Source organism: Microcoleus sp. D3_18_C2, from assembly GCF_036702395.1.
Classification (GTDB): Bacteria; Cyanobacteriota; Cyanobacteriia; order Cyanobacteriales; family Microcoleaceae; genus Microcoleus.
Genome location: NZ_JAUBTG010000068.1, coordinates 14,607 through 28,553, shown reverse-complemented (window position 1 = coordinate 28,553; position 13,947 = coordinate 14,607). Strand labels below are relative to the sequence as shown.

Sequence of the window (13,947 nt, the reverse complement as noted above, 5' to 3'; positions counted from 1 at the left end):
AGTTAAGAGTTGGGATTCAATCAACTTTCAGCAAAACTTTTCATCATATCATAAAATTATTTTGCAAGAGGTCTAATATTGATGGTATTGTTAAAGATGGCAATAAATATAAAGCTAACCACCCTTCAAAACTTTCTGCATTAAAGCGGACTGTAAAGACCATAGGTGCAATCAAGTCCTTGTTTCCTTTTCTTCTTCCTGCTACTAAATTTTCTCTTTTTCCGCGTTTTCCTTGTCTCTCCCCATATACTTTTCTCCCTTTTTTTGACCACGCATAAACACAAGCATGAAACTCTTCAAACCCTGACTCATCAATAAATACAAGGCTTTTACTCCCATGAGCTTTAATTAAATTTCTCAGTGTTTGGTAGTATTGTATTCTTTCTTCTCTATTCCTTTCTCTATAACGAAATTCTTTTTTTTTTCTCGTAATTTTCATTTTCTTTAAGGCATAGCATATGGCACTCGCTCTCACCCCGAATTTCCTTGCTCTTTCTATTAATCTTGCTTCGGGATTTTCTTCTACATCTTTTCTGAGCATTTCCCAGTCTATCTTTCGCTCACGGTGTTATACCTTAGTGGCTCGAAGGTCTTCCCTCCCTAGCCATCTGTATATTGTTGCTCTTCCTACTTTAAACAGGGCGGCGGCTTTGGTTATACCCCCTCCATTTTCCACATAATCCACTACTCTTTTTCTTAAATCTAGACTGTCTGCCATTTTTCGGCTCCGAGTTAACAATTTTTCTTGATTTTACATCATCTTGCATTTGTCTCACATTTATTTGAAATGACTATAAATTTAAAAATTTGCCCAAAAAAATGGTTTGATCCGCTATTGGTAGAGGCTTTGTGCGCAGTGTGCACCCTACAGACTCGATCGCACTTTTTAATTCTGACAATCACCCCGATCGAGCTTTGATGGTTTGGATTAAATAATTGTGCTACAAATGAACTATTCAACTTCGCGGCTAACCTAAAATGTTCACTCCGTCAGACAGAGTGCGGCTTATGAAGGAAATGCGGAAATCTCCAGAAGGAGACTTGCTGCCTAAATGGGAGGCGGCTTCGCAGTGGCTGTCTCGGTTTGAAGATAGCGATGATTGGTCGATCGCCCTGATGGACTGCGATCGCACTCCTTGCGTTACAATTGGTTTTGTTTTGGAGTGCGTGTGGCGATCGCACTGGGTGACATTTGATGAAGCAGACGGATATCAGCGCTTGCTGGCAGGATTTAACGAAATTCCCGAACCATTGCCCGCTGTTGGTACTCCCAAAAGTTACTCGCGGGGGGCGTGGGTTTTTGAAGCTCAACCGCGCCATCAACGCCGCCAAACGCTTGTTGAAAGGCGAGGCGGTAGAAATAAAAAATTTCGACAAAATGCACCTGCACCGCGCGTGGATTTGTCGCTAGCTGTCGGAGAATGTACGCCGCAGCAGTTGATGGAAGCGCTGATGATGCAAAATGGACGCTGGAATAATTTCGACCCGGAACCGATTTTAACCGATCTATATCAGAACAGAGATTTGTGGCTGAATTTTATGATGCTGCCGCTGATTGCGGAGGATGAAAATAGCGGTAGGCTTTACAGTAATTTGGGTTTATTGCTGCGAGATTTGGACGATCGCTGGCACGCTGATACGCTTTATATTTGGAGTAGGGATGATGATTGCGTTTACCCGCTGGTTGATTTTGGGAAGACTTGGATGGCGGATGATGTGCAAGTGATGGATCGCGATCGGGCATCTGTGTTTATTGGTTATGGGGGTTATGAAAATCCGCCGCCTGTTGTGGTTTACTGGTGGGATTAAATCACTTTTTTTCCCCATTACGACCCAAAAATTTAGCTGTTTTACGATCTAAAAACTTAGCCCCTGCTGATACAATCGTTTGGTCTTGTTCATGAGAATTGACATCTTCCTGTTTGTTTACTTCTTTCAATTTACGACCCAAAAATTTAGCTCCTCTACGACCGACAAACTTAGCTCCTGCTGATAAAATGCTTTGGTCTTGTTCCTGAGAATTGTTTGGGTTTTGGAGTTCTTGTTTGTCTCTCCCAAAACTAGCAATAAATTCAAAAGCTGGCATCAAGCCTACTAGCAATATTAGCACAACCAAAAATATGGGAATCAGCAATAATCCCAGCAATAGTACAACTCCCTTACCCTTCAGACTAACCAAGATGATGGTGATAATTTTCTCCCACCAAGAACAGCCCCAGCGTCCACAAAATTCTGCCAAAATTAGTTGCATTAGATTTTTACTCCTTAAACTGTATGTCCCTAAGTTTTTTGTTTTTACCGCGCTTTGTGCTTTCCTCAAAAGAAGAGCGATCGCACTTTGGTAGAAATAGCGATCGACCTGGTAAATTTAGCTAAGTATGAATCTATTTGGCAAAGAAGGCGGTGGTGGGGGAGACTGAGAATGTCGGGGCATATAGCTCGGTTTGGGACGACAAGCTTCTATAATTTCGTTACGAAACTGGTTGACTTTATCATTTTTTGTACAAAACAGAATGAGATTACTACTACTCGTGTAAATGGCAATATAACGCTGTTTTACAACAAAAGCCAACACAATGAAGATAATACCAATGAAGAATAAGCCGAGGGTTAGAATTCCGAGTCCGAGCAGCCACCAAGTACAGCCTTCCCCTATTTCAACTGCTTTGACATTTTGAATGGGAATGACAATTTCTTTGATTTCTAACCCAAAAAATGAAGTGAAATTTCCTTGTAAGGTGTCCCCAACAATTTTAAGAGTTCCTGTACCGCTGGTTCGGACGGGAACTGCACCGACTAATTGACCGGGAATTCCGCTGATTTGGGTAACTGATTTAGACTTCATTTTTTTTGATGTTTGTTGTAATAATGAAAATGACATTGGTCGTACAATTTTTGGTAGGGACATGGGCTTTGGCCGTGTCCTTACACCGATCGCTCTGGTGAGTTGGTATTACATGAAAGCTTGAAGTCTTTCTAGTGCTTTCTTCTGTTTAAGGAATTTGAACTTGGTTACTGTCTTTGCTTTTTAAACAGCAACTTTTTTGTAAATGTAATCAACAGCCTGTTGAACTGTTTCTATGTTCTCCGCAGCTTCATCGGGAATTTCAATGTCGAATTCCTCCTCAATGGCCATAATTAGCTCTACTGCATCGAGAGAATCTGCTCCTAAATCACTGGCAAAATTAGCGTTGATGGTGACTTGACTTGCCTCAAATTCTAGTTGCTTGGCAACAACGGCTTTGAGTTTTTCATAAATTTGGTGCTTAACCTTATCGCTTGGGAAAGATTCTGCAACAACGGTAGCAGTAGCAGTATTATTCGTAGTTTCATCAGAATCTAATTCTAATTCCTCTTCGGATTCATCCCGGACTTTGAAGTACCAAAATAGATTAGCCACAGCCAAATCAGAGGCTTTTTCCAAATTCGACGATACTAAACTTGTATGACCCCCTAGTTCCCCTTGTTCAATGATATAATCTTCATACTCTTCACGTCGCTGCCGATCGAGCATCCATTCCAGTTGAGTGCGAAGCGCGTAAAAATGAGACTTCGGCTTCAAATTTTCATAAAATAACTGTTCCTCTGGGATTGCTAAAGCTGTTGCGGCTGAGTTTTTCTCCACCTTAACAGCAGAGTCAGATTTACTAAAATCAGCACTTTGCAACTGTTTTAATTCACTTGGCGGTAAAGCTTTCATCCATTCAATCTGATTTTGCCAAGTCTCTAATAAAACTAAATCGCGATCGTGAATGCACGTAATTTCAGGAAAAAGAAAGTCAAGCTCTTCGTCTGAGTCACAACAGTGTATAATACCGAGGCTATCTTGACGGATTTGTTGTTGAAGTTGAGAAATACGATCGCCCGCAGCCCCATACTCATTTTGCACCTGATAAGTCGCAATAATACTTTGTTCGATCGTCCAACTGCACTCTAACCGCCGCAACTGTCCCGCCGCACAGGTTTCTGACAACAACTGCGGATTTCTGTAATCAGCTAAAGCCTCAAACAACATCCCTCGCGCTGCATCAATTTCAGCATTGCGGCGGTTGATATCTTGCAGTTGCAAAGCCGATCGCATTCGTTGAATTGCTTGATTAAATAACCCGTAAGCCCGCACTAAGACTAGGCGATGGTTCTCAAATTTTATATCTGCAACCACTTCCGAAATTAATTGCTTAATTTCTGCGCCTTGACCTTTCAAAAGTTGTTCTAAATTGATGAAACCATTTTCTACTTTAACTTCCAGCTTTTCAACCGCTTTTTTTAGTTTCAATGTCTGGTGCAAATTCACCGCTGACAAGGCTACCCCGGCGAAAGTTCCCACACCAATGACGGCTGTTGTCGCTTGCAGCACTCCCATACTGGCTTGGACGGCTTGAAAGCCCATCTGAATTTGCTGCCTCTGCACCTCCAAATCAGCTTTGACGGCTTCAACGCCCTTATAGTTTTGGTACATCTGCAAGCCACTCATGACAAGCTGCACGGGCAACACTAAGGGCGCTAGCGGGCTATTGTTGACGATCGCGCCAACCGCATGAGCCACAAACTGTCCCGTCGCTGCATCCCTCGCCATGCCGATCGGCACTCCGGCAGATGTAAAAACTTGTACATACTTGCCAGCCTCGATCGCAGCCTGTACCGCTGCGGGAAATACAAAGTTCATCATAAATTTTTACCCTGGTAGAAACCAACACAACAACTGATCTATTATGATCCATTTAATAAAAGAAATATTATTAGGCGCTGCCAATGAATAATTCGTTAATTAGTCCCCAAACAATTGAGCTTGTTTCGCTGCTGACAGGGCAAAAACTCCGAAAACAGGATATTAATCCGCCTGTGCTTTTTCTGGGGGGGCTGGTGACGGTATTGCTGGGAGTCATTCATGCTGACGGTACGGTAAGTGCTGAGGAAACGCAGCGATTGCGGGCAACTTTGACGGAACTTATTCCCTCTAACAGCAGTTTGGGCCCATTGGTAATGCCGATGGTTAAGGGCGTGCGGGAACAGCAAGTTTACAAAAAAATGCAGGAGTTGTTGGCGCTGACAGCGTGTTTTTCTGAGGAGGAAAAACTCCTACTGATTAGTTTTGGCTATCAGATATCGGAAGCAGATGGGACAATGGACGATAGCGAAAAAGAGTATTTAATACTTATCGGTAACACACTGGAAATTGACTCTCGATACTTGGCAGTTTTAGAAGCGACTTTTAGCAATCAAGCGATCGCAGATACAGCAGCTTTAGCAGAAGTGTACAGGTTACTCGATCCAGCACAATTTCAATCTCTCGATTCTATGTTTGTCCGTGCTGCCAGTCACATTATCGGACATTTACCAGCAAAACCGAAACACAAAACAAATCAAAATCAGTCAGTTTCGTCCTATCAGGAGTTGAAAAAATTTCTACTGTACCGACAACAACTGGATGCTGTTTGTGGAAAACTATATTTAACTCTGCAAGATGGAAGCGATCGCAACGTGCTATCTCCTACTTTAATAGAAGAACTAACAAAAGAATCTCTAAAATTACAATCTCAGCGGTTTCGTGTGGCTGTTGTAGGCGAGTTTAGTAAAGGCAAATCTACTTTACTCAATGCTTTGCTGGGCGAGAAGATCCAACCAGTGCGGGCTACTCCTTGTAGCGGTACGGTGACTATTTTGAAATATGGATCGAAGCGCCGGGTTATTTGTCACTACAAAAATGGATATAAGGAAGAGATTTCGCCGGAAGAATATCAAGAGAAAGCTTCTATTTCTAAAAAGGCAGCTTCTGGTTCTATTGCAGATGAAATAGCCAAATTGGGAATGGCAGAAATCGTTTTTGAGCATCCCGGACTAGAGTTGTGCAGCAATGGCGTAGAAATTATTGATACTCCCGGATTGAACGAAAAAGCGGAACGTGCAGTGGCGACTCAGCAAGTCCTGAAAACGGCTGATGCAGTTATTTTTTTGACTCAGGCTCACAATGTTTTAACAAATACAGAAGAAGAACTGCTTTTGTACTTGAAAAAAGAATTGAATTACGGTAAAGAAGATGAAGGTGCAAGAAACATTTTTATTGCAGTGAATTTTTTCGATTGGCTGGAGAGTGAAGAGGATCGCCAGGATGTAAAAGACAGGGTAGAAACAATTGTTTATGGGGAAAAACCAATTATTGCTGGTAAAAACCGGATTCATTTTATTTCGGCTAAATCAGCACTTAATGCTATTTTGGATGGGACGGAAAATGAGTATGTGAAATCTTTTCAGGATTTCACCAAATCTCTCGAACAGTTTTTGATAGAAAAACGGGGCGCGATCGCACTTAACCAATCCGCAGCCGGAATTAAGCAAATTATTAATACTGGCTGCGATAAATTGAGTCAATATAGGGAAATGTTAGAAGGAAATTTGACAGTTTCTCAAGGAGATAAACAGAAAATATTTGAACAGATGGCGGAAGCAAGCGGCCGCGATGTTAAGATTAGACTATTAGCAGGAGAACTGAGAAAACAATCTTCTAAGGAAGTCGATCGGTCTTTTCATGAGTGGCAAGAAGGATTGGACGATCGCATGGCTACCAAAAGTAAGGAATGGACTTCAGAGCACAATCAGATTTTGAGCCAAAACCACTTGATCCAAGATTATGCCAATCAATTTGTGAAGGAACTAACACAAGAGATTGATGACTGGAGCGCCAAAAAATTGCAGTTTATATTGACACAAAAAATAGCAATTTTAGACAGCAAAATTAATGAAGAGATTTCTGCAATTCGACAAGATTTTCAACAGTTGGATCTGCAACTTAGCACTAGCCTTGTTACTCAATTCAATAACTTCGCCGCAAGAAATCTGGGTGGAATTGGTATCGATGGACTAGATATCGCTTCATCAATCAACTCAGATATTGGAGGTGCTGGAGGTTTTTTGGGTGGTTTAGGTATTGGTGGAGCCGTCGCGGCTGCATTGCTGGCGTTTGCAGGAGTTGGTATCATTCCAGTTATTTTAGCAGGGTTAGCTGCTGCATCAGGTGGATCGTTTGGGCTGGGGATGCTAGATGTAGATGGAATTCACTCTCAGATCAAGCAAAAAGTTTGTAAGTTAGGATTGCAGAAATTTAAGGAATCTAAGGAGTCGATTCTTGAGAAGATAAAAGAAAGAATTAAAGCAGTATTTGAAGAGCGAAATGAAGCAGCTAGCGGTGCGATCGTGCAAGCAATGTCGCTGTGGGAGAATTTATTAGAACAGCAGGAAAAGTGCGATCGAGAGCGAGCAGAATGCGAAGCCCAAAAAGTTTGGCTGGCTGAGAAACGTCGGGAACTCGAACAAGTACAAAATCAAATTGAGGCTATTTTGAATCAGAGCGATCGCTAATTCAATGAGTAACGGGTAAACGAAAAAAAACCATAGTACCTTGTAGATACTATGGTTTTTTTGGCGATGACCTGCTTATTACTGGTGTTTCTATGCCAACTATGCCAAAACTGGCACAGGCTGCGGCCAACGTCCCATGACTTTACCAATCACCGCCAATTCTTCCATCAACTTGTCGAACTGATCCGGTGTTAAAGATTGCGGCCCGTCAGACAAAGCTTTTTTCGGATTCGGGTGCACTTCAATCATCAGCGAATCTGTACCAGAGGCGATCGAAGCAAAGGCCATCGAGGGTACAAACTGCGCCCAACCGGTGCCGTGACTGGGGTCAACCATAATCGGTAAGTGAGTCAGAGTCCGCAATACTGGTACTGCCGACAAATCGAGGGTATTGCGTGTATATTGCCTGTCATACCCGCGAATTCCGCGCTCGCACAAAATCACGTTCGGATTCCCAGAAGCCATGATATACTCAGCAGCCATCAACCATTCTTCAATGGTGGCGGAGATGCCGCGCTTCAGCAAAACTGGTTTGTCTTGAGCTCCGACTTTCTTCAACAGTGAGAAATTCTGCATATTTCTCGCCCCGACTTGGATGACATCGGCTACTTCTACGATCGCATTTAAGTCCGCCGCATCCATAACTTCTGTGATAATTCCCAAACCGCTAGCTTCCCGCGCCGCCGCTAGCAATCCCAAAGCACTCTCGCCGTGGCCTTGGAAAGCATAGGGGGAAGTTCTCGGTTTGTACGCGCCACCACGGAGAAAATGAGCTCCAGCAGCTTTGACGCGCATTGCCGTTTCGACAATCATTTCTTCGTTTTCGACTGAGCAAGGGCCTGCTACGATCGCGATCGGGTGATGCAAGCCGATCGTTACAGTTCCTAAAGGAGTAGCAACCGTTACTTCGCTGGGTTCTCCTTGGCGATATTCCAGAGAAGCGCGTTTGTAGGGTTTTTCCACGCGCAGAACTTCTTCAATCCAGGTGCTCATTTCGCGCAGTTGCATCGGTTCGAGCTCAACTGTGTCGCCCACCAAACCCATCACGGTTTTGTAACGGCCGACGATTTTTTCTGGTATCAAACCCCAGCTAGTGCGGAGCTCTTCGTCGATGCGATCGATCTCGGCTTCTGGAGTGCCGGCTTTCATTACTATAATCATATTTTTTTTGCCTGTTTAGTTGGGCTAGAAACGGATGATGACTCTGATGCACTGAGAAAATAGATGCAATGGCGATCGAGAATCTATTTATATCAGTATTATTAGCATTGTTGTGGGGCGGGTTCTTGTTCCCTCCCCAAAAACAAATTCTAGATGGTTAACATTTTAGTTGTTAGCTAATGACTAATGACTAATAACTAATAACTAATGACTAACTTTTTGGCTTCGCGGCGCGCCACGCTTCTCGCATCCGTCCAAAATTGGTATTAAATTCTTCCCACCCCAGAGTGCTTCCTGAAACTTCTTCATCCCAGGAAGCTGAGAGGACTCCGTAGCTTAATCCCAGAACGCCTAGACCAAAACAGCCCATGCTTACCAGCAATACTGCTGTGTTGGGCAAATCAAACAAGCCTTTGCTGACTATCAAATAGCTGACAAAAAATGTGGAAATTCCCAGGATTGTCGGTATGCCGCAGAATACCGCTATGCGAGATATCATGCGTTGGCTGACTACTTCTGGGATGGATTGCGCCTGTTTTCCGGTTTTGTTAGCTTTCGGCTGCTTGTCGGCAGAATCCGACTCTAAGGCTATGCTTGCTTGGGGTTCTGGGGGCTTTTTAGGCGTTTTTTTACGATTTGTTGCCGGTTCAAAGGGCAAGCGCTTGCGGGGTGGTTCGGAGGACATATTTTATCTCTGACCTGAAATCTCGAACATTTTTCAATAAGTCTTGGTGTTTGTCCAAGATTAAAGAATATTGTCGCAAATTTTGGCTTTGGTGTTTAGCCGCGAATGCCTAGACGGGCAATCAATGCTTTGTAGCGATCGGCATTTTGCTTTTGGATGTATGCCAGCAGGCGCTTGCGGCGGCTGATCATCATCATCAAACCGCGCCGGGAGGCGAAGTCTTTTTGGTTGATTTTCAGGTGGGCGCTGAGTTTGGTGATGCGATCGGTCAGCATGGCGACTTGGACATCTGCTGAACCGGTATCGGTTTCATGGGTTTGGAAGTCGCCCATGATTTCTTGTTTGCGCTGTTGTGTAAGAGCCATGAATTGATTTTAGTTTTTTTTGTACGATTGTCACAATCTCCTATGTTATCACAGGGGAAGCATAATAACGATAAAATTTTTGCTAAGGATGGGTTTGTTTTTTGAGCAGAATAGACTTGAATTGCAAACATACTTAGGACGGGCGGGACGCCCATCCCACAGGAAAAAAAATTGTGGGATGGGCGTCCCGCCCGTCCAGGGTTTTTATTCCCGGCGGCTAGATATTGTAGGGGATTATCATTGTAGGCGATTATCGGCTCAAATAGGCGATCGCCTCACGTATCCAATCATCCGCATCACCTTTGGTGGACAAAGTGCTGTCTTGACTGAGGGTTTGCAGCGCTTGCAAGACTTCAGCCGCAGTGTATCCCATCGCCAGCAGGATCATCTCGACTTCTTCTTGAATAGCTGGGGGGACTCCGGCGGCGACTGAAGTTGTCAAACCTGCTTGCTGTCTCCATTCCGAGAGTTTGCTTTTGAGTTCCAGGGCGAGACGTTCTGCGGTTTTTGTACCGACGCCCGGTGTTTTGGCGAGGATGCGGGTGTTACCGCCGACGATCGCCTGGACTAAATCTTGCAATCCTAAAGTATCAAGAAGTGCGATCGCCAGTTGAGCACCCACACCGCTGACACTCGTCAACTGCCGAAACAAATCGCGTTCTGCCGCGCTGCCAAAACCGTACAATACGATTTGGTCTTCCTTAACTTGCTGGTGGGTAAAAATTTGGGCGACTTCGCCGGATGCTGGCAATTGACCGGTCACGCGGGGCAAAATTTGGATTTCATAGCCGATGTGATTGACTTCGAGAGTCAATATGACGCGGTTGCTGCCTTTGGCGATATCGGCTACTGTGCCTTTGAGATAGCTAATCATAGAATTAATAATACACCGCTATTCGTTTTCGTCAAACTCTGCGATGATGCTGCGGATTTCGTTGAGGCTGATATCTGTTCGATCTGACATCTTGCACCATTCTCAATTAGCCTTTTAGGAACAGGCTTTCCGGCCTGTTCCACAAGAAAATCTACTTTTTGTGGAACGGGCATCTTGCCCGTCCTTGAGAATAGTGCAAGATGTGAGTTTGATCGGATTTTGAGTAAATGGTTAACAAAAGTACGATCGACGGCTATTGAACTTGATTGAGCGTGTGATCGTCTAAAATCTAAAATCTAAAATCTAAAATCTAAAATCTAAAATCTAAAATCTAAAATCGATCGATGCCCTCCCACATTTGAGAAAGAGGTATTCGCTGTCGGGTTTTAGCTTCCTGGAATGCCCTTTTGAGACTAGCTTTTACTTCTGCAACTGGAGTATCGTCGGGGTCGTCTTCAGCTTCATCTGTAGGTTCGGGAAGAAGAACGATGATTCGCACGCGGCCGGGAGTTTCTGCGGTTAAAGGTCGATCGAGCAATAATTGACCGAAAGCATCCAGGATACAAGCCCCCGGATTCATTCCGAAAGCAGACTCAGGACCGGTGAAATAAACAACCTGTATCCGATGAAACTTGCCGAACGTATTTATCTCGCGCAAGTCAATGCTAAAATCTAAAATCTAAAATCTAAAATCTAAAATCGATTGACCTTTTTCGTCGATCGTTCCTGTGACTTCAAAGGCTTTCATTTGTTGGTCCTGGATTTTTTTTAATTAATACTATTATATAACCCTGTTCGAGCGATTTTGTTATTCTTAAGCCAAAATAAGCTGCTGTTTAACCAAAGACAAATCCGTCTTACCAAAATTCACAACCAAAGCCACATTGAAATTTTCCAAGGATTTGACAAACCACATAATTTCATTAGAAGCTTTACCTTCATAGTGATTAAACAAAATAGAAAATCGCTTTTCCAACTCAGGTTTGACTTTGCCCGAAAGCAGTACAAGTTTCATGAGTAAACCCATTGTCCTGCTGGCGCCGAGGTTGTACACCAAATCGTAAAAAACGTAGTGGCTGGGATGTTGAGAATTTTCCACTACTAAGAAGTTGAACAACTGGTGGCAAGTACGAACTAACAATGGATTATTGAATTTCACCGAGTCATTTTCTCGCAATGTATTTTTGATTTGTTTGTACAAACGGTCATTAAATTGACGCCCCCCGTATTCTGGTTCTACCGACGATATTAAATATTCATATAAATCCACTTTAAATGAGGCGTAAGATGGAGTTTTTCTGGAATCTCTCAGGAAAAATTGAGCCGCTTCTTTGTAGCTGCGATCGCCTGCTACTTTTCCGGCAAATTCCCTGACCGCTAAGTGCAGTTCTGCATCGTTCAAAAGTGTGGGATTAGCCGCTCGCTGTACAATTCCTATTTCTGTATTTCTCGGCTCAACCATATAATTCAAATATTTAGACAAATGTGTTTCAAATTGTCGCTGTCTTTGAAATGCCAGTTTTTGGATGGTTTGTTGGTCTTCCTCAATGCTGTCCTTGCTCAGTAGAGAATAGCCGTACAAATAAGGATACCGACATATCAATTCGCCCAAAGGAAAATCTGTATCTTGTTGCTGCTGTTCCGCATCTCTATCTAAGGCTTTTACTAAGCGCTCTATAGTCTGGAATTCTTCACTTTTATTAAAAAATTTTATTTGTTCTTGTAAGCGCTTGACTATGTAAAATTCCATCCCGAATCGGGGAGAAGTCTGCTTAAATAAAGATACCAACTTGGCGATCGCGAACTGATTTTGTGATTGCAATTGCCAGCGGTTGATGGGGATGTAGCAGCAGCGGTGGAGCAGATATTTAAAGTCCTGATCCGATCGCTTGACGGAGACTATACTATACAAAGTTGCTTCAATCTCTCGATCGGGATAGCCCATGCCGTCGATAAATAGCTTTCGGAACCGCTCGATCACCTGTGCGGGGGATTCTGTTTCCACGCAGGAGACGATGTGATCGTACAATCTCTGTTCGTTGCTGCCAGTTGGAATACTATCTGAGGGCGGGGTGAGGATGGGGCTGTCTGCATCTGTGTCTATGCTGCTGTCTGCAACTTGTGCGACAACGACTGTGGGTTTTTCCCCAAAAGTTCGATCGGGATTCAAGAACCAATAGTGTTCTTGGCTTAATTGTTTGTCCTCCGCCCAATCCAAAGCTGACTGCAAACTTTCCCCTGTCAATAACAGTGATTCATCTTCGCGGTCTGAAGCCAGCCATGCTGCTAGGGCCAAGCGGTAAGGAGCCAATTTTCCCAGCTCTTTTTCCACCCAGAACTGATTAAAAACTGACTGATAAATTAGGTTGGAAACTATTAATTTACCCTCAAATTTAACAACCAGTCCTGACAGTTGCAATTCGAGTTTTTCGGGAGAGTAATCTGCTGGTACTCCCTGGGATTCTCCCGGTTTTGTTGCCTTGGGCGGTTGCAAAGCTTGCTGGTACAGCGTTAACAGCCGCGTGAGGTCGCAGTGGTTATGGAAAATGCGATCGCGTATAGGTATCAAATGTTGGGGTTCGTCTTCTTCTTCCCAATTTTTAATAATTCTGTGTTTGACCAGTTTTTCAACCTGCTGAGCTTCCGAATTTCTGCCAATAAAAGGCCCGTATTCAAGTACCAAGTGGCAAACTTTTTGAGTTAGAAACGGTTGCCCGCCCGTCCAAGCTAATATTTCTTGGAGGACTTTTTGGGGGCGAAAAGCTTTCAGGGCTAATCCTTTTGCTAGCGGCAAACTTTCCTGCAGTTGGAATCGACTTAAATGAATTTGCCGTCCAACATTAAAAGGGTTGCATCTTGGATCTCGGATCAATTCTGAGGGGGCTGCTACTCCCATAACAGCAAAAGTCAGGCGATCGTATTCCGGTTGCTCTGCCCGCTTGGAGTAACAAGCCCGGATCAAAGCAAAAAAATCCTTGGTACTAAAATTTAGGCGGCTGATGCTGTCAATGTCATCTAGAAAAATTACCAGATTTTGCTGAAGTGACTTGAGCAAAACTTTTTCGATAAATATCTCCAATCGCTGCACCGGCGGCAGCAGTTCGCGATCGTTCCACCACTTGATGGCATCAAACCTGTTTGTGATGTGTAAACTGCTTGCCATGCGGTACATGATTCCGCCATACCACTTTTGGGGGGAGATATCTGGGCTGCTGATGCTTCTCAAGTTGATGGCGGCAAAAACTGTACCTTCGGCTTGCAACCTTTTGGCCGTTTGCACTAGCAGGCTGGACTTTCCCATTTGTGGCGAACTCAACACGTAGCAGAAGTCTCCGGCTTTGAGTCCTTCGTAGAGCTCGCTGTCTGCCGATCGCCTGACATAGGTGGGCGCACCGGCAGGCAAATAGCCTCCAACTTGATATTGGTACGTTGAGTTGACGGATGCTGTCATCTGGGAATTCATCAAGATTTTACGCCCCTATGCTGTGCGATCGAAAGGTTACAAA

General features: G+C 43.8%; 11 protein-coding genes and 1 pseudogene. 2 read left to right on the top strand and 10 right to left on the bottom strand.

Annotation, left to right across the window (positions count from 1 at the left end; all coding sequences use genetic code 11):
- Positions 1-73: 73 nt before the first annotated feature.
- Positions 74-718: pseudogene (locus QUA88_RS26035) on the bottom strand (IS630 transposase-related protein); the annotation flags it as partial.
- A 290-nt stretch (positions 719-1,008) separates the two neighbouring features.
- Here QUA88_RS26035 and QUA88_RS26030 point away from each other — a divergent pair.
- Positions 1,009-1,809, top strand: coding sequence for a hypothetical protein (locus QUA88_RS26030; RefSeq protein WP_333058556.1), 801 nt, complete (start codon positions 1,009-1,011; stop codon positions 1,807-1,809).
- 1 nt (position 1,810) lies between these two features.
- On the opposite strand, the gene QUA88_RS26025 is transcribed toward QUA88_RS26030, so the two are convergent.
- From QUA88_RS26025 to acpP, 3 genes are all read right to left on the bottom strand, one after another.
- Positions 1,811-2,251, bottom strand: a complete 441-nt coding sequence (locus QUA88_RS26025) for a hypothetical protein (RefSeq protein WP_333058557.1) — start codon at positions 2,249-2,251, stop codon at positions 1,811-1,813.
- 117 nt (positions 2,252-2,368) lie between these two features.
- Positions 2,369-2,845 carry a hypothetical protein gene (locus QUA88_RS26020; RefSeq protein WP_333058558.1) on the bottom strand — a complete coding sequence of 159 codons (477 nt, stop codon included), beginning with the start codon at positions 2,843-2,845 and terminating at the stop codon, positions 2,369-2,371.
- Positions 2,846-3,028: 183 nt separating this feature from the next.
- Positions 3,029-3,259 (bottom strand): acyl carrier protein, encoded by a 231-nt coding sequence (gene acpP, locus QUA88_RS26015; RefSeq protein ID WP_333058560.1) that lies wholly within the window; start codon positions 3,257-3,259, stop codon positions 3,029-3,031.
- 1,493 nt (positions 3,260-4,752) lie between these two features.
- Here acpP and QUA88_RS26010 point away from each other — a divergent pair.
- Positions 4,753-7,356, top strand: a complete 2,604-nt coding sequence (locus tag QUA88_RS26010) for a dynamin family protein (RefSeq protein WP_333274564.1) — start codon at positions 4,753-4,755, stop codon at positions 7,354-7,356.
- Positions 7,357-7,455: 99 nt separating this feature from the next.
- Here the strand turns inward: QUA88_RS26010 and aroF are convergent, their stop codons facing one another.
- From aroF to QUA88_RS25980, 6 genes are all read right to left on the bottom strand, one after another.
- Complete coding sequence (gene aroF / locus QUA88_RS26005; RefSeq protein ID WP_333274561.1) at positions 7,456-8,517, bottom strand: 3-deoxy-7-phosphoheptulonate synthase; 1,062 nt, start codon at positions 8,515-8,517, stop codon at positions 7,456-7,458.
- A gap of 211 nt (positions 8,518-8,728) precedes the next feature.
- Positions 8,729-9,202, bottom strand: a complete 474-nt coding sequence (locus QUA88_RS26000) for a PAM68 family protein (protein WP_333058252.1) — start codon at positions 9,200-9,202, stop codon at positions 8,729-8,731.
- A gap of 95 nt (positions 9,203-9,297) precedes the next feature.
- A complete protein-coding gene (rpsO, locus tag QUA88_RS25995; RefSeq protein ID WP_015174482.1) occupies positions 9,298-9,567 on the bottom strand; it encodes a 30S ribosomal protein S15 in 270 nt (89 codons plus the stop codon).
- 250 nt (positions 9,568-9,817) lie between these two features.
- A complete protein-coding gene (gene ruvA / locus QUA88_RS25990; protein ID WP_333058253.1) occupies positions 9,818-10,441 on the bottom strand; it encodes a Holliday junction branch migration protein RuvA in 624 nt (207 codons plus the stop codon).
- A gap of 331 nt (positions 10,442-10,772) precedes the next feature.
- Positions 10,773-11,021, bottom strand: coding sequence for a type II toxin-antitoxin system RelN family antitoxin (locus tag QUA88_RS25985; protein ID WP_333058254.1), 249 nt, complete (start codon positions 11,019-11,021; stop codon positions 10,773-10,775).
- 234 nt (positions 11,022-11,255) lie between these two features.
- The gene (locus QUA88_RS25980) at positions 11,256-13,892 is read right to left on the bottom strand and encodes an AAA-like domain-containing protein (RefSeq protein ID WP_333058255.1); all 2,637 of its coding nucleotides are present in this window, start codon (positions 13,890-13,892) and stop codon (positions 11,256-11,258) included.
- Positions 13,893-13,947: the final 55 nt, after the last annotated feature.